We start from the raw sequence: 22,673 nt of genomic DNA, 5'->3' as shown, positions 1-22,673 counted from the left end.
ATCAGCGGGGACCGAGGTCGGTGGGCAGGGTGGCGGCGACGCGGTCGATCTCCGCGAACAGGCCGTCCGGGATGTCGAGTTCGACGGCGGCGACGCTCTCGGCGATGCGCTCGGGACGTGACACGCCGACGATGGTCGTGGCGATCCTGGGGTCGCGGGCCGAGAACTGGAGGGCCGCGGCCGCCAGCGGCACGCCGGCCGCCGCGCAGAGCGCCTCGATCTCCCGGATGGCGTCGAGCAGCACCTCGGGCGCTTCCCGGTACCCGTAACGGCTGGACGCGCCGGTGCCGGTGGCGAGGATCCCGCCGCCCAGGACGGCCGCGTTGACGACGCCCATGCCGCGCTCGACGGCCAGGTCGATCATTCGCCCGGCCGTCCGGTTGACCAGCGTCCACCGGTTGTGGGTGAGCAGGACGTCGAAGTGTCCGGTCGCCACGTACTCGGAGATGATCGTGGTGTCGCCGCCGGCGACGCCGATCGCGCCGGCGATCCCCTCGTCCTTCAGGGCCCGCACCACGTCGACGGGACCGCCGGGCGCCGTCGCCTCGGCGAAGGTCGTGTTCTCCGGGTCGTGGAGGTAGAGGAGCGGCACCCGGTCGACGCCGAGCCGCGCCAGGCTGCCCTCGATCGCGCGCCGCATCTGCTGTCCTGAGAAGTCCCCGGTCGCCAGGTCGCGGGTGACCTTGGTGGCGAGGACGTAGTCGTCAGGCAGCCCGCCGACGCGCTGGATGGCGACGCCGATCCGCCGCTCCGACTCCCCGTCGCTGTAGGCGCACGACGTGTCGATCGAGCGGATCGGTCCGCTGAGCGCGGCGACGGCCGTGGCGATGCCGTCCTCGGCCGCCACCTCGTAGCCGAAGTTCCTCGGCATCGAGCCGAGGGGGGCGCCGCCGACCGTCAGCGGGGTCGTGCTGAGGCCGGTGCCCCCGAGGGGGCGCCGTGTCCATTCCATCTGTCAGTCCTTCCGGCCTTCCCGGCCTGATGGTCAGTCTTCCCCGGGCTGCCAGTCGAAGAAGTCCTCGGCCCCCGGTTCCAGGTGCGCGGCCGCCGCCTCGCGGTCCCACTCGACGCCGAGTCCTGGACCTTCCCCGACGGTGACGTGTCCGTCGACGACGATCGGCGAGCCGAGGCCGTGCACGACGTCGTACCACCAGGGGTCGGCGGCGGTCGGGTACTCGAAGGCGATGAGGTTGTCGGGCAGGGTGGCCGACACCTGGATGAGCGCGGCCAGGCCGAGCAGGCCGCCGCTGACCCCGTGCGGGGCGATGCCGATGCCGTAGAGGTCGGCGAACTCGGCGATCCACTTCAGCTCGGCGAGCCCGCCCACGTCGCCAGGGTCGGGGCCGATGACGCGGACGGCGCGCCGCTCGACGAGTTCGCGGAAGTTCTGGCGCAGGTAGAGCTGTTCCCCGGTGTGGGTCGGCACCGAGGTGGCGGTGGTCACCTCGCGGTAGCCGGCGACGTCGTTCCACGGGACGAAGTCGCCCGTCAGCAGGTCCTCGGCCCAGGCGATGTCGAACGGTTCGAGCGCGCGCAGCACGCTGATCGCGTCGGGGACCGTCCAGCCGGGGCCCATGTCGAGCGCGAGCCTGCGGTGCGGCCCCACCACGTCCTTCATCGCCGCGACGGTGTCCACGAGGTGGCTGATCCCGCTCGGGGTGAGCGAGCCACGGTTGGGGTGCAGCGGGCCCTCGCGGAGTTCCCCGTAGAGGAAGTCGGGGGTGTGGGGGGCCATGAACCCGTGCAGTCCGACGCCCTCCTTGAAGATCGAGAAGCCTTCCGGCGACTCGGTCATGTAGCGCATGGACGCGGCGTAGTCCTCGGGCGTGTGGTTGCCGAGGGTGGTGCGGACGCCGCCGTTGTAGACGCGGACGCGGTCGCGGACCCTGCCGCCGAGCAGCCGGTGGATCGGCACGCCGAGCGCGCGTCCCGCGACGTCCCACAGCGCGATCTCGATGGCCGAGACGACCGCGCCCCAGGGCTTGCTCGCGCCCATGCGGCGGATCCGCAGCATGCACCGCTCGACCTCGGTCGGGTCGGCGCCCAGCAGGAGCGGCCGGTACATGTCGAGGGTGCGGGAGACGGCGAGCGGCTTGGAGAACTCGATCTCCGCGAAGCCGTCGACGCCCTCGTCGGTGAGGATCCGCACGATCGGGCTGCGCCCGATCCGCGCGCACCGGATGTCGGTGATCTTCACCCCTTGACCGCCCCGCCCGTCAGGCCGCCGACGAAGTAGCGCTGCATCAGCACGAACAGCAGCACGATCGGCAGCGTCAGCACGACGGAGGCGGCCATCGTGGCGCCCCAGTCGACGTTGAACTCGTTCGAGAACTCGGTCAGCGCCACCGGCGCGGTGCGGGCCTCCGCCGAGCTGGTCATCACGGAGGCGAACAGGAACTCGTGCCAGGACTGGAGGAAGGCGAACATGCCGGCCGCCGCGAGCCCCGGCGCGCAGATGGGGAGGGTGACGTAGGTGACGGCGTCGAACCGGCTGCCGCCGTCGATCTGCGCCGCCTCCTCCAACTCCACGGGGATGGCGGCGATCTGGTTCCGCACCATCCACGTCACGAGCGGCACCGTGATCGCCAGGTGCGCGAACGCGAGCCCGATCGTCGTGTCCAGCAGCTGCATCCGGGAGACGAACTGGTACAGCGGGAGCAGCACCACCGTCAGCGGCACGACCTGCCCGAGCAGGATGACGAGCGCCAGCGGCCGCGAGCCGCGGAACCGGTAGCGGGCGAGGGCGTAGCCGGCGCTGAAGCAGAAGACGAGCGTCGCGACGGCGACGAGGCCGCCGACCACGATCGAGTTGAGCAGCGCCCGCGGCATCGACGAGTCGGTGAACACGGTGGCGTAGTTGTCCCAGGTCCACGTCTCGGGCAGCAGCGTGGTCGGGACGGCGAAGATGTCGGACCGCGGCTTGAACGAGGTGAAGACCATGACGGCGACGGGCGCGAGGCTCCAGAACATGAGCATTGCGAGCAGCACCCATGTTCCGGCGAGCCCGGCGCGCGAACCGCCGCGGAGGACGGACCGTTTCACGACTGCTCCTCCAGGTCGGTGCGCATGGTGCGGGCGAACAGCACGGCGAAGACGGCGCCGATGAGCAGCTGTACGAGGGCGACGGCGTAGACGAGTGTCTGGTCGCCGTTCTGGAACGCCTGGTAGAGCAGGATCGGCAGGATGGTGGAGGCGCCGGCCGGGCCGCCGCTGGTGGTGACGTAGATGATCGTGAACGAGTTCAGCGCCCAGATCGCCAGCGTCAGCACGCAGATGCCGGTGGTGGTGCGGATGGCCGGCAGGACGATGTTCCAGAGGATCGCGGGGCCGCCGGCGCCGTCGAGCCTGGCGGCCTCGTAGCGCTCCTCGGGTATGCCGGCCAGCGCGGCGGAGACCATGAGCATCACGAACGGCGCGGTGACCCAGATCTGGATGAGGGCGACCGCCCACAGCACGACGTCCGGGTTGGAGAGCCAGCGGACCGGCTCGCCGATGACGCCCAGGTCGAGCAGGGTCTGGTTGAGGATCCCGTAGTCGGTGGAGAGCGTCCACCGCCAGATCGTCGCCGCGACGACGCCGGGGATGATCCACGGGACCATCACCAGCGCCCGCCACAGGGCCACGCCCCGCAGGTGCTTGGACTGGAGGACCAGCGCGCCGAAGCACCCGACGATCATCCCGCCGGCGACGGCGGCGACCGTCCAGACGAGGGTGTTGAGGAAGACCGTGTCGATGTTCGGCATGTCGAAGAGGCGGCCGAGCCCCTCGTCGCCGTCGCTGATCACGCGCACGACGGTCGTGACGATCGGCACGATCATCAGCACGGCGGTGAGCAGCAGGGCGGGCACGATGAGGGCCACCGGGTGGCCGGAGCCGCGGCTCCGGCCACCCGTTCCGGCGGGGATGTTCCGAACGCTCATGATCGAACTACTCCGCCTACTCCGCGAACGCCTGGTCGACGATGCGCTGGATGTTCGCCGCCGCCTCGGCCGGGGTCTCGCGGCCGAGCGCGACCTCCTGGATCTGGTCGTGCACCGGCTGGATCGAGGCCGTCCACCGCGGGTCGTTCGGGGCGGGCACGGAGTGCTCGGCGAGCTGCTCGGCGTAGGCGACCCGCTCCGGGGTCTGGAACCTGGCGTCCTCGGAGGCGCTGGTGCGCGCCGGGAAGGTCAGCGTCAGGTCCGCCATGCTCTCCGGCCGCGCGAGGAAGCGGACGAGCTCCGCCGCGTCGTCCTGGTGCGAGGACGCCTCGGGGACGACGTACGCCCACCCCACGCCGAGCCCGGTGCCTGGCCCTTCGGGTCCCGGCAGGGGCGCCGTCGCGACGGGGGCGCCCTGCGCCTGGGCCTCGTCGACGTCGAACACCCCGCCGGGGTACATCGCGACGCGGCCCTGGAGGAACAGTTCGCGGATGCCGGTGTTGTCCAGCTCGAAGGAGCTGGGGCTCGCCCAGCCCTCCGCGATCGCGCCGCCGATCATCTCGACCGCGGCCTGCGAGGACTCCTCGGTCAGCTCGGGTATGCCGTCACCGTTGATCGAGGCGCCGCCGGAGACGGCGAACTCGAGGAAGCGGAGCGTCAGGTCGCTGGGGTCGCCCTGCACGGGCCACGCGGTGCCCACCACGTCCCCCGAGGTCAGGGCGCGGGCGTCCGCGACGAACTCGTCCCAGGTGGCCGGCGGTTCCTCGATGCCGGCCGCCTCGAACAGCTCCGGGTTGTAGATCAGGGCGTTCGTGGCCCAGCGGTAGGGCATGGCGTAGGTGGCGCCGTCGATCGTCAGCGAGTCGACGAGCCCTGGGGCGAAGTCGTCGGCCGGTATCTCCTCGCCGAACAGGCCGCTCAGGTCGGCGAGTTGCCCCTTGTCGGCGTAGCCGCGGACGCGGGCGATCGACTCGGTGATCACGTCCGGCACGTTCCCGGAGTCCAGGGCGACGGAGGTGCGGTTGGCGACCGTGTCGCCGGTCGTCTGCACCAGTTCCACGGAGATGTCCGGGTGCTGCCGCTCGAACTCCGCGACGAGGTCGACGGCCGTCTGGTAGTCCCAGTCGGGCACCCACCACGTCACGACGTCCTCGTCACCCGAGGAGTTCTGGACGACGTTGACGACCACGGTGGCGGCGATCGCCGCCACCGTCAGCCCCGCCACCCCGAGGAATATCCCGGTTCGCGCCTTGACTGCCATTTCGTGCTCCATTGCTCGGAAACCCGCCGCGTCGCGGGGCCGAGGCCATGGTGCGACCTGTCATTACAGGATGTCAAGGTGTATCTCTCGGATCACGGCGCCGCGTGCCGCACCTCGACGTCGAGGCGACTGCGGTCGCCCCGGTGGAACCCGGCGAACCGCTCGATCGCCCGCCCCGAGCTGTCGAACGACACGCTCCGCATGACGAGCACCGGCGCCCCCGGGGTCATCCGCAGCGCCTCGGCGACGTGGTCGGACGCCTGCTCGGCGACGATCGTCCGCCTGGCGCGTTCGAACCGCACCCCGTACTCGCGCTCCAGGATCCCGAACAGCGACACGTCCTCCAGCTGGGCGCGGAGCAGCGGCTCGCCGATGTCCCGCGGCAGCTGCGTCCGCGTGAAGGCCCACGGCACGCCGCCGACCTCCCTGATGCGCTCGATCTCGACGACCTCGACGCCCTCCTCGACCCCGAGGTCGGCGGCCACCCGGGCGCCGGCCGGCACGAACCCGCGCCGCATCACCCGCGAGTGCTGCGCCCCGGCGCCGCCCTGGATGTCCTCGAACGACCCCACCAGCGCCCCGCCGAACCCGCGCGACGTGCGCGGATCGTCGACGAACGTGCCGCGCCCCTTCTCGCGCCTGATGACGCCCTCGTGTTCGAGTTCGAGCAGCGCCTGGCGCACCACCGTGCGCGAGACCTCGTACCGCTCGCAGAGCTCGTGGTCGCCTGGAAGCCGGTCACCCGCCTCCAGGCCCCGCGCGACGATGTCCGCGACGATGATCTCCTTGAGCTGGGAGTAGAACGGGACCGACGACCGCCGGTCGATACGCGTCACCACGGGGCCCATCAGCCGCCCACCTCAACCACCATCGAAACCGCTCCCCTCCAGGATGTCACGACAGGATATCAATACGGAGAAGCGGTGGATCGCCCCGGGAATATACCCCTAGGGGGTAGGGTTCCGACACTGGAACCGACCCGACCCACTCGACCCACTCGACCAACTCGACCAAGGAGTGCGGCGATGTCCCAGAACGTCCACGGCGCGGACGCGCACCACCACCACGGCCCCTCGCCCGCCGGGTGGGGGATGGCCGCGAAGGCTACCCTGCACTGCCTCACCGGGTGTGCCATCGGCGAGGTGCTCGGCATGGTCATCGGCACCGCGCTCGGTTGGCACACCGCCCCGACGATGGTGCTGGCGATCGTGCTGGCCTTCGTCTTCGGCTACTCGCTCACGCTGCGCGCCGTCACCCGCGCCGGCGTCGCGCTCGGCGCGGCGATCGGGGTGGCGCTGGCCGCCGACACCCTCTCCATCACGGTGATGGAGATCGTCGACAACGGGGTGATCCTGCTCGTGCCCGGCGCGATGGAGGCCCACCTCACCGACGGCCTCTTCTGGGGCGCCCTGGCGCTGGCCTTCGCCGTCGCCTTCCTGGTCACCACGCCCGTCAACCGCTGGCTGATCGCCCGCGGCAAGGGCCACGCGGTGGTGCACCAGTACCACTGACCGGGGCCACCGGCTCGCCTCTCACCGCGCGGAGAGGCCGAAGAGGCGTGCACCGTTGTCGTGGCAGACGGCGCGCAGCCAGTCGTCGCCGAGGTCCAGCCGTTCCAGGGCCCGCAGTTGGTGGAGGTACGCGTAGGGGATGTTGGGGAAGTCGCTGCCGAGGAGCACCCGGTGGGTGGCCCAGGTCGGCCAGCCGCGGCAGCGCCCGTCGCGGGAACGGCGCGAGCTGTTCGCCGAAGTCGGTGAAGACCATCGTCGTGTCGAGCCGCACCTCCGCGTAGCGGTCGGCGAGTTGGAGGAAGTCCTCGAACTCCGGCATCCCCAGGTGCGCGACGATCAGGCGGAGCCCGGGGTGCCTGGCGAGCACCCGACGCACCGGCTCGGGGCCGGTGTGCCGCCCCGGCAGCGGCCCCGAGCCGCAGTGGATCACGACGGGCACGCCGGCCTCGGCGAGCAGGCCCCAGGTGGTGTCGAGGAGTTCGTCGGCGGGGTCGTAGTCGCCCACCTGCACATGTGCCTTGAAGACCCGCGCGCCCGCCTCGACCGCCGTGCGGACGGCGGACTCGACGCCCTCCTCGGGGAAGAGCGTCGCGGTGTGCAGGCAGTCGGGGGTGCGGCGGGCGAACTCCGCGGCCCAGCCGTTGAGCCACTCGGCCATGCCCGGCTTGTGCGGATAGAGCATCGCGGTGAAGGCCCGCACCCCGAAGTCCCGGAGCACCGCGAGCCGTTCGGCCTCCTCGCCGCGGTAGGCGATCGGCCACGCGGGTCCCGCAGTGCCGGTGCCGGTGCCGGGCGCGAGCGAGTCGAAGTAGGCCCAGACCTTGCGCAGCACGCGCTCGGGCATGAAGTGGGTGTGCACGTCGACGAGCCCGGGCAGCCCGAGCTCCGCCCAGAACCGCCGGACCCGCGCCGCCTCGTCCGCCGCCTCGTCCGCCGGCTCGCGCGCTTCGGTCATCGGCCCTCCCGGCCCAGTGGCCGCACCTCGCGGCCGCGGCCCGACTACTGCGACGCCCGGATGGCCGCGCCGGCGGACTCGATATCGAGGTCGACCACGACCTCGTCGCCCTCCCAGCGGCCGCGATCGACTATCGCGAGGCCGATCAGGGCGAGTTCCGCGGCCTCGCCCCGCACCGCGTACTGCTCGTGGGTCTCGGGGGCCGGCTCACCCGGCTCAGGCGGGTCGTCGCGCTCCCACGCGGCCGCCGCGGCCTCGGCCAGGGCCCGGGGCAGGCGCACCACGACCCGGCCGAGCTGAGTGTCGAGCCGCTCGCCGATCGCCGCGAGCACCGTCGCCTCGGCCGCGTACCGCGCGTACCGCTCCTGGTTCACCACGAGGCGAGGCTACCCGTGCCGCGCCTCCGCGAGTCCGGCTGTGAGGCGGGCGATCGCGTCCTCCGCCGTGGGGGGCGGGCCGAACAGTTCGGACTGTCGCCGGGTGTCGGCGACGTAGCGGCCGCCGTCGAACCAGCGGAACATCGCGGCCATGTCCCTGACCATCGGCTGGAGGGCGCCGACGATGGCGCCCGCGGCGCGGGTGACGGGGGAGGGTACCGTCCACACCCTGACCTTCCTTCCCGCCCGGTCGCCGAGCAGCCCGGCCACCTCGCGCACGCTGACCGGCCGGTCCCAGCCGATGTCGACGCGTTCGCCCGGCTCGACGTCGGCGTCGACCGCGGCCGCCAGGTAGGCCGCGAGGTCGGAGGTGAGGACGAAGGTGAGCGGCACGGTGGTGTTGCCCATCCACACCAGGCGGCCCTTCTCCAGGGGGTCGCCCGCCATGGTGGCGATCTGGTCGAGGAAGGCGCCGGGGCGCAGGGCGACGAACGGGACGCCGAGTTCCGCCAGTCGGTCCTCGGCGAGCTTCTTGTGCCAGAAGTGCGTGACGTCCGGGGTCTGGTCGCTGGTGAGGATGCTGGTGAGGACGAACCGCCGCACGCCGACGCGGTGGGCGGCGGCCGCCAGGTTGGCGTTGCCGGTGGTGTCGATGGCCTCCGCGTCCCGGCTGCGGCGGGTGTAGCCGGCGGCGGTGGTGACGACGGCGTCGACCCCGGTCATGGCGGCGACGAGCGAGTCGAGGTCGAGCATGTCGCCGCGGGCGATCTCGACGCCGCGCCGTTCGAGCCGGCTCGCGTCGCTGGCCGGGCGGACCAGGGCGCGGACCGCCCTGCCGCGTTTCAGCAGCTCGTCGACGACCTGGCCGCCGAGGGCGCCGGTCGCGCCGACGACGAGGACCGGGGGCGTGGTGGGGTCGGATCCTGACATGGGTCTCGCTTCCCTTCGGGCGCTGGTGTGAGGTCTCGCGGACGCCGACGTGCTCGCCGGCGCCCGGCTGGGTCCTGGCTCCTAGGTGGCTGGGCCGTCGCGGGGGTCGCCGGCCCGCAGCAGCCTGCCGAGGTCGAAGGTGACGTCGACGCGGGCGATCCGGCCGTGCTCGACGTGCAGCCAACTGGCCACCGGGAACGGCTCGGCGCCGCCGCGGGGGTGCAGGTCGAACCACGTCATGACGTCGGCGCCGTCCACCCAGCGCCTGCGGAGGGCGAGCCGGTCGGTGAGGTCGAAGATCCTGGCCAGCACGGACCGGTACCGCGTCGCGCCGTCGATCCGGCCCAGCGGGCCGTTGACCAGGACATCGGGCGCGAGCACCTCGGCGAGGGCCTCCGGACGGTTGGTCCGCCAGGCGTCGAAATAGGCGTCGGCGGCGGCCAGGGGCGTGCCGTCGCGGTCGTGGGTGGCGTTCATGGGGTGCCTTCGGCGGTCTCGGACGGGCGAGGTTAGTACGTTCAGTAGATAGTATATGTGATGAATGGTTGCCGGGATGTATCATGGCGCCCATGTCCGCCCCACGCTCAGTCGGCTCCGGGAGCGGGGAACCGGCCCGGAGCGGAGCCGAGCCGCCGGCCGACCCCTCCACCTCCTCGACGCCCTCGACGCCCTCGACGCACTCGACGCCCGAGGAGGCCGCCGACACCCTGGCCCTGGTCCAGCTCTCCGGGGTGATCCGGGACACCTTCGCCCGGGTGGCCGACCGCCACGAACTGACGCCGGTGCAGGGGCGGATGCTGTGCGTGCTGGCGGAGCGGCCGCACGGCATGGCCGAACTCGCCCGCCTCTTCGGGGTGGGGAAGGCCAACCTGACCGGGCTCGTCGACCGCGCGACCCAACGCGGCCTGGTCGAGCGCACACTCGTGCCCGGCGACCGACGCGCCGTGCAGGTGGTCCTGACCGACGAGGGGCGGCGCTCCGCGCTCGCCTTCCACCGGGACGTCACCGGCGAACTCATCGGCCTGCTCACGCCGTTGACGCCGGAGGCGCGGGCCGCCCTCCGCGAGACGGCGGCCGTCCTCACCCGCTCCGCGGGCGCTCCCCGTCAGAACTGCTGACGGCCGCCGAGGCGGGTCAGCCGAACAGGTCGTGGTCGGCCAGCACCCGGTCGACGACGCGGCGGTGCTCGGCGGCCTGCTCCAGGTCGGTGTCGAGGTGCTGGGCCAGGCTGATCAGCGCCTTCCACAGGGCCCAGCCGCGGGCCCGCGCCCACATCGGCTCGTCCTGGCCCACGGCCCGGCGGAACGTGTCCCGGCTCTCGCCGGCCAGCATCGTCCAGGAGATGACCAGGTCGCAGGCCGGGTCGCCGACGCCCGAGGTGCCGAAGTCGATGACGGCGGCCAGCCGGCCGTCCCTGACCAGGAGGTTGTTGGCGGCGATGTCGCCGTGGAACCACACCGGCCGCCCCCGCCACTCCGCCTTCAGCGCGGCGTCCCAGACGGCGGCGGCCCGGTCGGCGTCGACACGCCCCGCCAGCGCGGACAGGGTGCGGCGGGTCTCGTCGTCGTAGTGGGTAAGCGGCGCGCCACGGTAGAAGCTGTGGGCTCCCGCCGCCGGCCCTTCCGAGGCGTCCGCGCGCCACAGCGCGCGCAGGAACCCGGCCAGGGCGGTGGCGAACTCCCGCGGGTCGGCGATGCGTTCGGGGCGGGCGACCTCGCCCGCCAGCCAACGACGGATCGACCAGTCGAAGGCATAGCCCTCGCCCGGCAGGCCGCGCGCCACGATCGGCGGCACGGGGACGGGCAGCAACGGTGCGAGCACCGGCAGCCACCGGTTCTCCTTGGCGACGGCGGGCGCGTAGCCGGCCGCCGTGGGAAGGCGCACCGTCAGGTCCTCGCCGAGCCGGTAGGTGCGGTTGTCCCAGCCGTCCACCGCGACGGGGGTCACCGGCAGGTCGCGCCACCGCGGGAACTGGGCGGCGATCAGCCGCCGCACCAGCGCCGCGTCGATGCCGGCGCGGCCGTCGGCCGGGGAGGAGAAAACCATGCCGCGATCGTCTCCGCGGCCCACCGGGACGGCAACCGCTTTTCGCGGGGCGGCGCCCGGCGAGGCTACTGGCCGGGCGCGGGGCAGTAGCCGGTCTCCTCGCCGATGCTGTTGATCTCGGCGTTGGACCGCGGGTCCTCGGCGTAGTTGATCCGGTCCGTGCGGCTCTCCTCGGGGTGGTGACCGAGGAGTCGGAGACGGAAGACGAGTCCCCGCCGGCAACGCGCGTACCCGCCGGTAGCCTTGACGTGGCGGAGTAAGCGCTTACGGTGGCGGCACCCGTACGCTCGTCCGCTCCTGAGGACAGGTGAAATGAAGCGCCGCACGTTCGTCTCGCTCGCCCAACTCCCGTCGCTCTCCCCGCTCCTCATCCCCGACGCCGCGGCCCACTCCGCCGCCACGGCCGGTGCCTCTGCCGCCTCCGCCACCGCACCGGCCACGGCCGGTGTCTCCGGGGGCCTGGGGCTGACGGAGCGGGTGCTCCCCGCCTTCTACCAGCGCCTGAAGGACGAGCTGACCTTCCCGCTCGCCTGGGGGAACTCGCGGATCCGGGACTTCCGCGCCTGGCGGGCGGCGGCCAGGGGCCAGGTCGAGGCCGCGCTCCTACGCCCCCGCACCCGGGAGGACGTCCCGTTCCGGCCGGCGACCGTCGATGAGCAGCGCGGTGACCGCTACCTGCGCCGCACCGTGGAGTTCACCCTCACCCACTACGGCCGCGCCCGCGGCCTGCTGCTCCTGCCGCACGGCAGGGGGCCGTTCCCCGCGGTGCTCCTCCTGCACGACCACGGCTCCAGGTTCGACATCGGCAAGGAGAAGCTGATCCGCCCCTGGGGCGACGAGGCCCGCCTCGCCTCGGCCGAGGCATGGTCCGCGCGGTACTTCAGCGGCCGCTTCGTCGGCGACGAACTGGCCGCGCGCGGCTACGCGGTGCTCGCCGTCGACACGCTCGGCTGGTCCGACCGGGGCCCGCTCACCTACGAGGACCAGCAGGCGCTGGCCGCCAACTTCTACAACCTCGGCTCCTCGCTCGCCGGCCTCACCGCCCACGAGGACGTCCGCGCGGCGGCGTTCCTCGCCTCCCTGCCGGAGGTCGACGGCGACCGGGTGGCAGCGCTCGGCTTCTCGATGGGCGCCTACCGGGCCTGGCAACTCGCCGCCCTGTCCCGGGACATCAGCGCCACGGTCGCCGTCTGCTGGATGACCACGCTCAAGGAGATGATGGTCCCCGGCAACAACACGCTGCGCGGCCAGTCCGCCTTCCACATGCTCCACCCCGGCCTCTACCGCCACCTCGACATCCCGGACATCGCCTCCCTCGCCGCCCCGCGCCCCGCGCTGTTCCACGCGGGCGGCCAGGACGGCCTGTTCCCACCCGAGGGCGTGACCGGCGCCTTCGACAAGATGCGCGCCGTCTGGGACTCCCAGCGCGCGGGCGACCGGCTGGTCACCAAGGTGTGGCCCGACCACGGGCACGTCTTCACTGCCGATATGCAGGACGAGGCGTTCGCCTGGCTCGACACGTGGCTCGGGGCGTAGCCCCGACGGTCGGTCCCGCCGCGAGCGCGCGCCGGAACCGGCGTCAGCCGGCCGGCCGTTGGACGGCCTTGACGACAGCCTGGGTCGACGCGAGACAGGGGAACGTGGCGGCCGCGCCGACCCGGCCCGGCCGAGGTCGGCCTCGGTGTCACCACATCCCCATCGCGTCCCAGTTGCCGTCCAGCGGCTGCACTACAGTTGGCCCACCATGCCCGATCTCCTCGGAATCAACCATCTGACTCTGTCCACGACCGACCTCGACCGGCTCGTGACGTACTACACGGAGTTGCTCGGAGCAGCGCTCGCTTTCGAGCGCGCCGCCACCGCTTCTGATCCTCGGATCGCGGTCATCGATGTCGGCGGGGACGACCACCTGATGATCGTCGAAACCGCTACCGCCCCGACCACTGATCTCGATCCCCTCGGGAAGGCCGGATGGGGGCTGCGCGTGGGAACATACGCGCAACTGTGTGAGGTGCGCGAACACATCCTGGGCGCCGGGTGGCCGGTCGGAGGGATCGAGACACTGCCCACGCAGTGGACGATGACGGCTCGCGATCCCGATGGACGCCCTGTGGACGTTCGAGCCCATCGCCCACGCACCACGTCGCCGTCACGAACCACCGGCTGACGGCTGCCCCGACTCCCGAGGACGGTGCCGCCCGCGACGTCCGCGTTTCCGGGCCTGCCCGCACCTAGCGTGTCTGGATCGCGGCCACGGCGGCCTCGGCCGCCGGCGGCGACCTCGGCCGCGGACTTCGACGGCTGCCGCTGTGCAGCCCTCACCACCGCCTACCCCGGGTGATCGGCGGCGGCCACGCGGCGGCTCGCCGTCCTCGCCCGAAGGGCCTCCTGGCACCGAGAGGCGATGACCATCGCGTTGTCCGCCGCCGACGAGCCCGAACTCGCCACCGTGGGCCCGGCCGGCCGCGCCGAGCGCGGGCCGCTCGTACAGTCCGCCGCGTACACCGCCGCTCGGGCCGGTGACCAGGTAGGGGCCCGGGAGCGGCCCTGGCCGCGGCCCGAGCTGTCGCGCTGGCCCAACTGCCCACCGCGGAACGACGATGCTGGTTCTCCACCGATCTGGCGAACGTGCTTGCCCAACTCGGCCTGCGTGACGAGTCCGTGCGCGCGCTGCTGGGTGCTGAGCATCACTGGCCCGAGGAGACCCACGCCAGGCCGGGCGTCCGCCTACTGCTCTCAGGGATGCTGGTCTCCGGCCGAACGGCCCCCGAACTACGAGGGCTGGCGGCCCGCTGCGGAATCCGCTGACCGTCGCCCGGCAGCGTCCGATTCACCTCCCTGGCGGGGAACTCAGTCGCGGGTGGCCCCCGCCGGCCAGAGAACACGGATCGGTACGCCGGTGCGCTGCGCGTAGGAGACGACGTCGGCGGTTCCGCCGTAGCCGCGGGCGGGTTGTCCGTCCCATACGGCGACGAGGTGGTCGACCAGGCCGACGAGGACTTCGCTGCCGGCCATATGGGCTTGCGAGTCCGAGTCGGTAAGGCCGGTCCTGTGTATCGCCACGGCCGCCGCCACCAGCGCGTCGTACTCGGCGTGGTGCCAGTCCGGCAGGCCGGCCCGGTAGGCGTCGGCCGGGATCACGACCTCGATCCGGCCGCCGAGGTCGAGCACGGCGCGGGCGAACCACGCGTCGGGGCCGTCCGCGACGCACGAGACGCCGACCAGCGATTCGGGCGCGTAGCGCCCGAGGTCCGCGTGGATGGCGTCGCGCACCCTACGAGCCACGTCAGTCGGCAGCCCTCGATGGCCGGTGATCCCCACGCGCATGGCGAATCTCCTTGGCGAGCACGTTCGATGGTGTGCCCGGAACGGTAACGGAGTCCTGTCTCCAGGGCTGTGCCGGCGAGAGCGAACGCGCCACCGGGCGTAGCCCGCCGGCTGGGCCCGCCGCGAACGCGCACCAGGGAACCGGCGTCAGCCGGCCTGTCGCTGGACGGCCTTGACGACAGCCTGGGTTGAGCCGAGATCGGGGAGCGTGGCCGCCGCACCGGCCCGGCCGAGGTCCGCTTCGGTGCTCCGGCCGGTGGCTACACCGATGGCGCGGACACCGGCGGCCACCGCGCCGATCATGTCCGCTGGCGTGTCGCCGAACAGGGTCACTTCGGCAGGGTCGATGCTTCCCCATCGCGCGGCGGCGCGCGCCAAGGCTCGGCGTACCAGTCCGGCTCGCTCGTCGGCGTCCTCTCCGTAGGCGCCGGCGTCCCAGCCGATGGGACCGTCGAGCCCGTAGGCCGCCAGTTTCACCTTGGCCGTGGCACGGAGGTTGCCGGTCACGACGGTCTGCCGCACGTCGGGCTCGGCGGCGAGGGCGGCGAGGGCGGCGGCCGCACCGGGCAGGGCGTGGCCCTGTTCACGGATGTCGGGCATGCGCGTGTGGTGGAGTTCGGCGAGTCGTAGCGCGAATCGCTCCAGGTCGGCGGGGGTGCTGGAGATGCCGTGCGCCTCGGCCGTCTCGCGGAAGATCACCGGGTCGGTGAGCCCGTCGATGCGGATCCGTTCCCGCTGCGGGGTCCCGAGTGCGTGCTCGAACGCCTCGGCGAAGAGCCGGCCGCCGACGCCGCGCATGTCGACGAGGGTGTGGTCGATGTCCCAGAGCACGAGCCGCATTCGGTCCTCAGGTGTCGCGTCGGTGCGATGACGCCCCTCGTCACCGTCAGTGCCGATACGCTGACGGCGAGGAATGCCGGTGGAGGGGAAACGCATGGGCGCACCACCACGGTCACCCATCGGTCAGAGGGTACGGGCTGCGCGCGAGCGGCAGGGGCGCACTCAGGTGGCGGTGGCCGGACTGTGTGGGATCACGGTCGACTACCTCTCGCAGATCGAGCGTGGCCTGAAGGTGCCGTCGATCGACGTGCTCCACGCCATCGGACGCGAACTGGGCACACCGCTCGCCCACTTACTGGGGGAGAAGGAGACGTCGGCGGCGGCCACCCCGTCCATCGCGCCCGCGATCGCTCACGCTCTCCTCGGATACGGGGGCACGCCACAAGCCGAGCCAGTCCGGCCGGACGCGCTACGGGAACGGGTCGAGGCCGCGTGGCAGATCTGGCAGACGGCCGGCGACCGTTTCAGCCAGGCAGCGGGCATACTGCCGGACCTCATCCGCGACGTCGAGACAGCCAGAACGGCTTACCGCTCGCCAGGCGAGGCCACCGCACACAACGAAGTGCTGTGCTGCGCCGCCGACCTCTACGCGCTGCTGCGCTCCTACTGCCGGCGCACCGGAAGGACGGACCTGTCCCTCATGGTGGCGGACCGCGCACTGCGTGCCGCGCAAGAGGCCGACGACCCGGTAAGGATCGCCACCGCGCACTGGAACCTCGGACACATCCTGCTCGGCGACAGGCAGCCGGAGGCCGCTGAACAGGTCGCTCACGAGGGCATCGAGCAACTGTCCGGAGTGCCTGCCTCCCAAGAGGTTCTGGCAATGAAGGGCGCCCTCCAACTGGTGGCCGTGGTCGGCCTCGCCCGCCGGCGCCGCTGGTGGGAAGCCCGCGAACTCCTGGAGAGGACAGCCTCCTTGGGCGACACCGTCGGCGAGGGAAACACGGGCTACACGGTGTTCGGCCCCACCAACGTGCGCCTGCACGCACTGTCCATCGAGATGGAGGCCGGGCAGACAGCCGAGGCGCTGCGGGTCGCGGACGACGTGGACACCGGTAACCTTCCGTCCCTGGAACGGCGATTCACCTTCGCGCTGCACGTCGCTGGATGCTACGACCAACGACGCGAGGACGCCGCCGTGTTGGTGCACCTGATCGACCTCCAGCACGACGCGCCGGAAGACTTGGCACGCACTCCGGAGGCGATCGGTATGGTCCGGCGTCTCGTTCAGCGAGTCAGACCCACCTACCGGAAACAGACTGTGGCGCTCGCCGCCCGGCTGGGCGTGAGCTGATACCCGAGCGCCCAGTACACCCGAGCTGACAGTTCGGGTTCCGGGCCCTGAACGGCCCTACGGTCACGGCACCATCCCAGTCGGCGGAGGCGCCCGTGACGACCACACCCATGCCCAGGACGGCTACCGCGATCCGCGGCGGGTGGGACGCGATTCGCATCCCGAGGTTCCTGGCCACCCAGGCCATGCGGCGATTCCGGGGGGAACCGGGGCCCATCCTCGTCAGCCCGGCCGAACGAGCCCTGGGCCGACGGGCGGTGACGTGGCATGGCTGAGTCGTCAGTCCGCCCCGTGGAGCCTGGCCCCGAGAAGACCGTCACCATCGTCACCGGGCTTGAAGGCGTCGTCCAGTCGGCCGAGCCGGTCACGTGCTCGTACTGCGACAACAAGATCGTGACGGGCGACGACCATTCGACGATCTGCCCGTGGAAGCGTGGAAAGACGCCGGCGCGGTGAGGCCGGACACCGGTGTGCGGTGGGCCGGGCACGAGCTGATCGGTGAGCTGGTCGAAGACCCGTCCACCGGACGCGTAGGCCGGGTCCACGACGTCGAGTGTCTGGTCGCCGGCCGGGTGTGGGGCGTCGCCGCGAGCCGTGCTTTCGGAGACCGCCGAGCGGTCGTGGATGAACCAGTGCGGCCGGCGTGGATTCAGCCCGCTGTCCGGATAGCCGAGTTCACGGTCGAGGCAGCCGATGACGGACTCGGCGGTGATCGGTTGGACCAGCGGCCAGCACCGGCGGATGCCGTGCGGGAACCGGTCGAGGGCGGACGCGTCCGGCTCGTGAACCGGTTCGACGAACACCGCCGTGGGGCCGCCGTTCTGGTGCTCGTGACACTCCCTACGCCTCAACGTCTGGTGCCGCGGCCTGCGCCAGCAACCGCCGCAGCTCGGCCACCTCCGGCTCCAACCGGGTGAGGCAGTCGGCCAGATACGCGTTCGCCGCCGCCGCGCCCCCGTTCGCGCCGCGGACCCGGTGGGAGTCCTCGATATGCGCGAACAGCCTGGCGATGACGAACGGCATGCCGATCATGTCCACCCTGCCGGGCTCCTCCTGGACCCCCTTCCGGCCACCGAACAGCACGGTCCCGCTGTCGCGAGTCACCTCCAGGACCGTGCGCAGCGTGGTGTCCACGATCCGCCATCGGGTGGACGCGTCGGCACGGGGAGCCGGAGCGGCCGGAAGCATCGGCAGCAGCCGCGCCGCCACTGTCCGTTCCGCGTCGCTGACCGACCACTCCCCTTCGAGGCCGATCTCGGGAAGTTCGACGTAGACCATGCCGGCGAGCGTACGCCGCGCTCTCGTGACCCCTCCCGGGCATGACGCTGTAGGCCCGGGACGGCGCGCCTCGGCCGCGGGCGCGCCGTTCGAGGGGCGGGGCGGGCGATCGTCAGGCGCGCGTCGCGTCGAGTGCGGCCAGTTCGTCGGCGATGGTGTGGAGTTGGGCGACGGAGACCCGGGCGACCGGGAGGGTGGCCAGGCCGATCAGGGAGATGGTGGCCATGAACTGGAGGTTCTCCGTGTCGGTGACGCCCGGGAGGTGGCGGCGGAGGATCTCGGACGCGGCGGGGTCGGCGGTCAGTTCGGCGACCGGGGTGCGGACCGAGAGGCGGCTCTCGGGGAACTCCTCGACCGGCGGCAGCGCGCGCAGCGTGGTCGCGCCGCGTTCGCGTTGGGCGCGCGCCAGGAGGTGTTCGGGGCCGACCGGGCCTTCGGCCGGGAGGCCGAGGCGGGTGAACTGGTCGGCGGGGGCCTCGGATTCGTGGAGCAGTCGGACGAGGAGTTCGGCCATCCGCAGCTCGGCCTCGTCGTCCACCAGGGGGGTGCGCTGTTCGGGGTCGGTGGCGAGGTCGAACAGCAGGGTGCCGAACGCGGCGGTGTTGATCATCGAGTGGCCAGGCACGCTGATCAGCCGGACGCCCTTGGTGAAGTCGAAGGGTTCGACCAGCCGGATGTCGGAGAGTTCGGCGGGGGAGAACCTGGCCTTCATGTGGGTGGGCATCAGGGTGTACTCGTTGAGCGGCGCGTTGGAGTCGTCGACGCAGGCCCGCAGGTAGACGTGGCGGCCGTCGGTCACGTTGACGTGGCCGCCGAAGCTGCCGAAGAGGCCGGCCTCGCGGACGGGGGTGTCGTCGGCGAGGGTGTCGCGGAGCGGGCGGCCCCGCACGTCGGCCGGGCGCGGCACGTCGAAGAACTCGAGGAGGGTGGGCGCCAGGTCGATCGTCTGCACCAGCGAGGAGCGGCGTTCGCCGGCGGCGCCGACCCGCGGGTCCCAGACGAACAGCGGCAGGTGGACCAGCTCGTCGAACCAGGGCAGCACGCCCTTGCCCCACCAGCCGTGCTCGCCGAGCAGCAGGCCGTGGTCGGTGTTGACGATCAGCAGGGTGTCGTCCCAGAGCGAGAGTTCGTCCATCAGGTCGAGGACCCGGCCGAGCGAGCGGTCGCACATGGAGAGCAGCGCCGCGTACTCGTAGCGGGCGTGGTCGGTCTCGGCGCCGCTCTCGGCGACCTTCTTGTAGTCGGGCCAGTCGAAGTGCGGCCCGGCGTAGTCGTGCGGGTAGAGGTCCTTGTACCGCTTGTGGGAGAAGAACGGCTCGTGCGGGTCGAAGGTCTCGATCTGGACGAACCAGCGGTCGGCCGCGGCGTTGGTGCGGACGAACTCGACGCCGGCGTCGAAGGTGAGGGTCTGCGGGTGGACCTCCTCGGTCGGCAGGTGCTGGCGGTTGACCCAGTCCTGTCGGTAGCCGGGGCGGCGCACCTCCTTGAGGTCTCTGGGCATCGGCGGGTCGGCGACCTGGCCCTTCCACGGGTCGCCCTCCTGGCCGCGGAAGAACTCCCAGGTGGAGTACCGGCCGTGGTAGGTGGCGCCGCCGTCCTCCCAGTAGTGCGGGTGGTCGCTGGTGAGGTGGGTGTGGACGCCGGCCTGCCGCAGGAGTTCCGGCATCGAGTCGTCGAACGGTTCGAGCGGGCCCCAGGACCGGTGCAGGAAGTTGTGCCGGCCGGTGTGGAGTTCGCGGCGGGCCGGCATGCAGGGCAGCGAGCCGGCGTAGGCGTTCTCGAAGGTGACGGTGCGCTCGGCGAGCCGGGCGAAGTGGGGGGCGTGCGTCCAGTCGGCCCCGTACGGCGGCAGCAGGTGCCGGTTGAGGCTGTCGAACATCACCATGATGGCTTTCACGGGCGCTCCTGCGGGGGAAGGGGGGTGACGGGTGGCGCCGGGGCGAGGTCGTCCTCCTCCAGCCGGCGGAGCACGTCGCGGAGCCAGGCGACCCACCAGTCGACGGCGCCGGCGCCGTAGCCGTGCACGAGGTCGGCGGCGGCCTGGTGGCGGGCGGGGTCGAGGCCGGGGAGCGGGTCCTCGAAGCGGATGGCGCGGTCCCGGTCGCGGTTCCTGGCGATCTGCTCGGTGCGGTGGTCGAGTTCCGTGGTCACCAGGCGGATGGCCGCCTCGCGGTCGAGCGCGGCAGTGAGCAGGAAGCGGTTGACGAAGTCGGAGTCGTGGAAGCGGCTGGTGGGCTCGTAGGGGGAGTCGAGCCAGTCGCGGAGGGCCTGCCTGCCGCGCTCGGTGAGCCGGTGGACCCGGGCGTCGGGGCGGCCGTCCCGCGGGTCGATCCGGTCCTCGACCAGGCCGGCCTCCCGCATCCTGGCCAGGGCGCGGTAGATCTGGCTGTGGTGGACCTTGGAGCCCACGAACTGGCCGTCGGCGGCCAGCCATTTCCGCAGGTCGTAGCCGCTGTAGGGGCGGGTCGCCAGCAGCCGGAGCAGGACCTGTTCGAGCTTCATCGCGCTCCCTGTGTGCGCTTGCACATATGTGCGGATGAACATAGATCGGGCCGTTCGGCCACGTCAAGGGCCGTTGCCGGGCCGGTTACCGTTCTTCGCATGCCTGTCGAACAGTCACCCTCGGACGACCGCGCCACACCCGGGCGCCGCGGCTACGCCAAGGGCAAGGCCCGCCGCGAGGAGATCGTGCGCACCGCCCTGCGCGCCTTCGCCGAGCAGGGCTACCGGAGCACGTCGATGCGGGAGATCGCGGAGGCCGTGGGCCTCAGCCAGGCCGGGCTGCTGCACCATTTCCGGAACAAGGACGACCTGCTCACCGAGGTGCTGCGGCTGCGTGACGCCGAGCAGTCCGCGTTCAACCGGGCGCTCGCCGAGGAGAACGGCACGGTCGCGCTGCGGCGGCTGGTCGACCTGATGGAGCTCAACGCGAACCAGGTGGGCCTGGTGCGGCTCTACACGGTGCTGCGCGGCGAGTCGGTGGGCGGGGAGCATCCGGCGCAGCCGTACTTCGCCGAGCGCTTCCTGCTGCTGCGGGACCGGGTGGCCGGCTATCTGCGGCACGCCCGCGACGTGGAGGGCGTGATCCGGGCCGACGTCGACGTGTCGGTGGCGGCCACCGTGATCATGGCCGCGATGGACGGCCTCCAGACCCAGTGGCTGTTGGTGCCCGAGGCGGTGGACCTGGCCGGGGTGTTCGCCCGCTTCATGGATGATTATCTGCACGGACTGTCCTAGTTCGCACCGCGATGGGCCCCCGGAAAAGAACCCGCAACAAACCATTCACATGATTGGTTTCTGGGTCTACAGTGCTCCCACGCCACCCACCGACGCTGGGTGGTGCCGCCAACGACGGCGGATGGAGAGACAGGAAGCCCATGAGAGTCGATCGAACAGCCGGGGGCGTCACCCGGCGCAGCACACTTCTCGGCCTCGCCGGCCTCGGCCTGGCGACCGCGAGCGGCTGTCGCCTCGCGGTGGACGAGGCGCGCGGCGCCTCGGGCGGCGGCGGGGCCCGCAGGGGCGGCACGCTCATCGTCGCGATCAACGTCGACGCCCAACCCGACAGCGTCCAGGCGCACAACGCCAACTCGGTGGTCTGGCGCCGCCTGGTCTTCGAGACCCTGACCGCCTACGACTCCTCTGGCACCCCCCAGCCGCTGCTGGCCACCGACTGGGAGATCCGCGACGGCGGCACCACCGTCGCGCTGAACCTCCGTGACGACGTCCGGTTCCACACCGGCCGCCCGATGACCGCCCGGGACATCATGTTCTCGCTGACCAGGTCGGCCGACCCGGCGGCCAGGTCCCAGGCCCGCGCCGTCACCTCGCTGATCACCGACATGACGGCCGACGGCGACCACGCGCTGCGCATCCGGCTCAGCCGCCCCGCGAGCAACCTGTTCGACGCCTTCGAACTCGCCACCATCCTCGACGAGGAGACCGCCGACGGCATCCCCGACGGCAGCGCCATGGTCGGCACCGGGCCCTTCCGCTGGGGCACCTGGAACCCCGGATCCGGGCTCACCCTGGTCCGCAACGACGACTACCGCGTCCCCGAGCGGCCCTACCTGGACCGCGTCGAGCAGCCGACCATCACCGACCCCACCGCGCTGATCACCGCCATCCGCAGCGGCCGGGCCCACATGGCCTACGGCGCCGCCCCGCTCGACGCCCGCGGCGTCTCCACCGACGGCCGCTACGAGATCAACGCCGGCGTCACCGTCGACTACGCGATCGGCATGGACGTCACCAGCCCCCCGTTCGACGACATCCGGGTACGCAGGGCCGTCGGCTACGCCATCGACCGCGAGCGCATCGCCGACCAGGTCTTCGCCGGCTACGGCCGGCCCACCAGCCTGTGGTGGAGCCAGAAGGAGGTCGGCTGGAGCCAGGAGCAGTCGGACACCTTCGACTACCAGCCGGACCGCGCCAGGGACCTGATCAGGGACGCCGGCGCCGCCCGCACCGAGGTGGCCATCGTCACCACGCCCATCCAGGCCGTGCAGAGCACCGCCCAGATCGTCCGCTACAACCTGGAGGAGGCCGGGCTCCGGGTGCGGACCCAGGTCCTCGACCCCGTCGAGTACAACAGCCGCCAGGTCGAGGGCAACCTGGGCCAGCTGTTCATCAACGGCTACGGCATATCCGACCTGTCGGCGGCCACCTTCGCGACCCACCCCGCGTTCTCCGCCGAGCAGAACCCCTCGCAATTCACCACGGCCGAGTACACCGAACTCGTCGCCGGCGCCGCCAGCGCCGCGCCCGACCAGCGGGCGGCCGCCGTCCAGGCGCTCGGCGGCTACATGCTCGACCAGGCGTTCAACATCAGCATCGCCACCGCGCAGTCCACCATCGTCCGCTCCAAGCGGGTCCAGGACGTGCGGCAGACCTTCCTCGGCTCGTTCATCTTCGACGACACATACGTGGTGTGA

Annotated in this window: 24 protein-coding genes and 1 pseudogene; 9 read left to right on the top strand and 16 right to left on the bottom strand. The window is 72.0% G+C overall.

Annotated features, from left to right (window positions below; all coding sequences use genetic code 11):
* Position 1: 1 nt before the first annotated feature.
* From ACYVPE_RS09060 to ACYVPE_RS09035, 6 genes are all read right to left on the bottom strand, one after another.
* Positions 2-952, bottom strand: a complete 951-nt coding sequence (locus ACYVPE_RS09060; protein WP_461032931.1) for an aldo/keto reductase — start codon at positions 950-952, stop codon at positions 2-4.
* 33 nt (positions 953-985) lie between these two features.
* The gene (locus tag ACYVPE_RS09055; RefSeq protein WP_461032930.1) at positions 986-2,197 is read right to left on the bottom strand and encodes a mandelate racemase/muconate lactonizing enzyme family protein; all 1,212 of its coding nucleotides are present in this window, start codon (positions 2,195-2,197) and stop codon (positions 986-988) included.
* Positions 2,194-3,042: a carbohydrate ABC transporter permease gene (locus ACYVPE_RS09050; protein WP_461032929.1), complete on the bottom strand. Its 849-nt coding sequence runs from the start codon at positions 3,040-3,042 to the stop codon at positions 2,194-2,196. Before ACYVPE_RS09050 ends, ACYVPE_RS09055 begins: the two co-directional genes overlap by 4 nt.
* Positions 3,039-3,920 carry a carbohydrate ABC transporter permease gene (locus ACYVPE_RS09045; RefSeq protein WP_461032928.1) on the bottom strand — a complete coding sequence of 294 codons (882 nt, stop codon included), beginning with the start codon at positions 3,918-3,920 and terminating at the stop codon, positions 3,039-3,041. Before ACYVPE_RS09045 ends, ACYVPE_RS09050 begins: the two co-directional genes overlap by 4 nt.
* A 16-nt stretch (positions 3,921-3,936) precedes the next feature.
* The gene (locus tag ACYVPE_RS09040; protein ID WP_461032927.1) at positions 3,937-5,181 is read right to left on the bottom strand and encodes an ABC transporter substrate-binding protein; all 1,245 of its coding nucleotides are present in this window, start codon (positions 5,179-5,181) and stop codon (positions 3,937-3,939) included.
* Positions 5,182-5,273: 92 nt separating this feature from the next.
* A complete protein-coding gene (locus tag ACYVPE_RS09035; RefSeq protein ID WP_461032926.1) occupies positions 5,274-6,029 on the bottom strand; it encodes a GntR family transcriptional regulator in 756 nt (251 codons plus the stop codon).
* Between the two features lie 177 nt (positions 6,030-6,206).
* Between ACYVPE_RS09035 and ACYVPE_RS09030 the strand changes: the two genes are divergently transcribed.
* Entirely contained in the window at positions 6,207-6,692 is a 486-nt protein-coding gene (locus ACYVPE_RS09030) for a DUF4396 domain-containing protein (protein WP_461032925.1), read from the top strand.
* Positions 6,693-6,713: 21 nt separating this feature from the next.
* On the opposite strand, the pseudogene ACYVPE_RS09025 reads toward ACYVPE_RS09030, so the two are convergent.
* The 4 genes and pseudogenes from ACYVPE_RS09025 to ACYVPE_RS09010 form a co-directional block, all read right to left on the bottom strand.
* Positions 6,714-7,647, bottom strand: a pseudogene (locus ACYVPE_RS09025) (amidohydrolase family protein).
* A 44-nt stretch (positions 7,648-7,691) separates the two neighbouring features.
* Positions 7,692-8,024 carry a hypothetical protein gene (locus tag ACYVPE_RS09020; RefSeq protein WP_461032924.1) on the bottom strand — a complete coding sequence of 111 codons (333 nt, stop codon included), beginning with the start codon at positions 8,022-8,024 and terminating at the stop codon, positions 7,692-7,694.
* A 9-nt stretch (positions 8,025-8,033) separates the two neighbouring features.
* Positions 8,034-8,954 (bottom strand): SDR family oxidoreductase, encoded by a 921-nt coding sequence (locus ACYVPE_RS09015; protein WP_461032923.1) that lies wholly within the window; start codon positions 8,952-8,954, stop codon positions 8,034-8,036.
* 81 nt (positions 8,955-9,035) lie between these two features.
* Complete coding sequence (locus tag ACYVPE_RS09010) at positions 9,036-9,431, bottom strand: nuclear transport factor 2 family protein (protein ID WP_461032922.1); 396 nt, start codon at positions 9,429-9,431, stop codon at positions 9,036-9,038.
* A gap of 92 nt (positions 9,432-9,523) precedes the next feature.
* On the opposite strand from ACYVPE_RS09010, the gene ACYVPE_RS09005 reads away from it, so the two are divergent.
* A complete protein-coding gene (locus ACYVPE_RS09005; protein WP_461032921.1) occupies positions 9,524-10,072 on the top strand; it encodes a MarR family winged helix-turn-helix transcriptional regulator in 549 nt (182 codons plus the stop codon).
* Positions 10,073-10,088: 16 nt separating this feature from the next.
* On the opposite strand, the gene ACYVPE_RS09000 is transcribed toward ACYVPE_RS09005, so the two are convergent.
* Positions 10,089-11,000 (bottom strand): aminoglycoside phosphotransferase family protein, encoded by a 912-nt coding sequence (locus ACYVPE_RS09000; RefSeq protein WP_461032920.1) that lies wholly within the window; start codon positions 10,998-11,000, stop codon positions 10,089-10,091.
* 312 nt (positions 11,001-11,312) lie between these two features.
* On the opposite strand from ACYVPE_RS09000, the gene ACYVPE_RS08995 reads away from it, so the two are divergent.
* The 3 genes from ACYVPE_RS08995 (at position 11,313) to ACYVPE_RS08985 (ending at position 13,808) form a co-directional block, all read left to right on the top strand.
* A complete protein-coding gene (locus tag ACYVPE_RS08995; protein ID WP_461032919.1) occupies positions 11,313-12,536 on the top strand; it encodes a dienelactone hydrolase family protein in 1,224 nt (407 codons plus the stop codon).
* Between the two features lie 208 nt (positions 12,537-12,744).
* Positions 12,745-13,167 carry a VOC family protein gene (locus ACYVPE_RS08990; protein WP_461032918.1) on the top strand — a complete coding sequence of 141 codons (423 nt, stop codon included), beginning with the start codon at positions 12,745-12,747 and terminating at the stop codon, positions 13,165-13,167.
* 461 nt (positions 13,168-13,628) lie between these two features.
* The gene (locus ACYVPE_RS08985; RefSeq protein ID WP_461032917.1) at positions 13,629-13,808 is read left to right on the top strand and encodes a hypothetical protein; all 180 of its coding nucleotides are present in this window, start codon (positions 13,629-13,631) and stop codon (positions 13,806-13,808) included.
* A gap of 42 nt (positions 13,809-13,850) precedes the next feature.
* On the opposite strand, the gene ACYVPE_RS08980 is transcribed toward ACYVPE_RS08985, so the two are convergent.
* Together ACYVPE_RS08980 and ACYVPE_RS08975 are read right to left on the bottom strand one after the other, a co-directional pair.
* Entirely contained in the window at positions 13,851-14,327 is a 477-nt protein-coding gene (locus ACYVPE_RS08980) for a hypothetical protein (protein WP_461032916.1), read from the bottom strand.
* Positions 14,328-14,474: 147 nt separating this feature from the next.
* Positions 14,475-15,167, bottom strand: coding sequence for an HAD family hydrolase (locus ACYVPE_RS08975; protein WP_461032915.1), 693 nt, complete (start codon positions 15,165-15,167; stop codon positions 14,475-14,477).
* Positions 15,168-15,240: 73 nt separating this feature from the next.
* Between ACYVPE_RS08975 and ACYVPE_RS08970 the strand changes: the two genes are divergently transcribed.
* Both ACYVPE_RS08970 and ACYVPE_RS08965 read left to right on the top strand, forming a co-directional pair.
* On the top strand, positions 15,241-16,461 hold the full coding sequence (locus ACYVPE_RS08970) for a helix-turn-helix domain-containing protein (RefSeq protein ID WP_461032914.1): 1,221 nt from the start codon (positions 15,241-15,243) through the stop codon (positions 16,459-16,461).
* A 267-nt stretch (positions 16,462-16,728) separates the two neighbouring features.
* Entirely contained in the window at positions 16,729-16,917 is a 189-nt protein-coding gene (locus ACYVPE_RS08965; RefSeq protein WP_461032913.1) for a hypothetical protein, read from the top strand.
* 384 nt (positions 16,918-17,301) lie between these two features.
* On the opposite strand, the gene ACYVPE_RS08960 is transcribed toward ACYVPE_RS08965, so the two are convergent.
* The 3 genes from ACYVPE_RS08960 to ACYVPE_RS08950 form a co-directional block, all read right to left on the bottom strand.
* A complete protein-coding gene (locus ACYVPE_RS08960; protein WP_461032912.1) occupies positions 17,302-17,739 on the bottom strand; it encodes a hypothetical protein in 438 nt (145 codons plus the stop codon).
* Between the two features lie 112 nt (positions 17,740-17,851).
* Positions 17,852-19,636, bottom strand: coding sequence for a sulfatase (locus ACYVPE_RS08955; protein WP_461032911.1), 1,785 nt, complete (start codon positions 19,634-19,636; stop codon positions 17,852-17,854).
* The gene (locus ACYVPE_RS08950) at positions 19,633-20,241 is read right to left on the bottom strand and encodes a PadR family transcriptional regulator (RefSeq protein ID WP_461032910.1); all 609 of its coding nucleotides are present in this window, start codon (positions 20,239-20,241) and stop codon (positions 19,633-19,635) included. Before ACYVPE_RS08950 ends, ACYVPE_RS08955 begins: the two co-directional genes overlap by 4 nt.
* 99 nt (positions 20,242-20,340) lie before the next feature.
* Here ACYVPE_RS08950 and ACYVPE_RS08945 point away from each other — a divergent pair, with 99 nt between their 5' ends.
* On the top strand, positions 20,341-20,976 hold the full coding sequence (locus ACYVPE_RS08945; RefSeq protein WP_461032909.1) for a TetR/AcrR family transcriptional regulator: 636 nt from the start codon (positions 20,341-20,343) through the stop codon (positions 20,974-20,976).
* 140 nt (positions 20,977-21,116) lie between these two features.
* On the top strand, positions 21,117-22,673 hold the full coding sequence (locus tag ACYVPE_RS08940) for an ABC transporter substrate-binding protein (protein ID WP_461032908.1): 1,557 nt from the start codon (positions 21,117-21,119) through the stop codon (positions 22,671-22,673).

This window comes from Streptomyces mayteni (assembly GCF_054783955.1).
The sequence above is the reverse complement of the archived record's forward strand: the minus strand, read 5'-3'. Positions and strand labels throughout refer to the sequence as shown.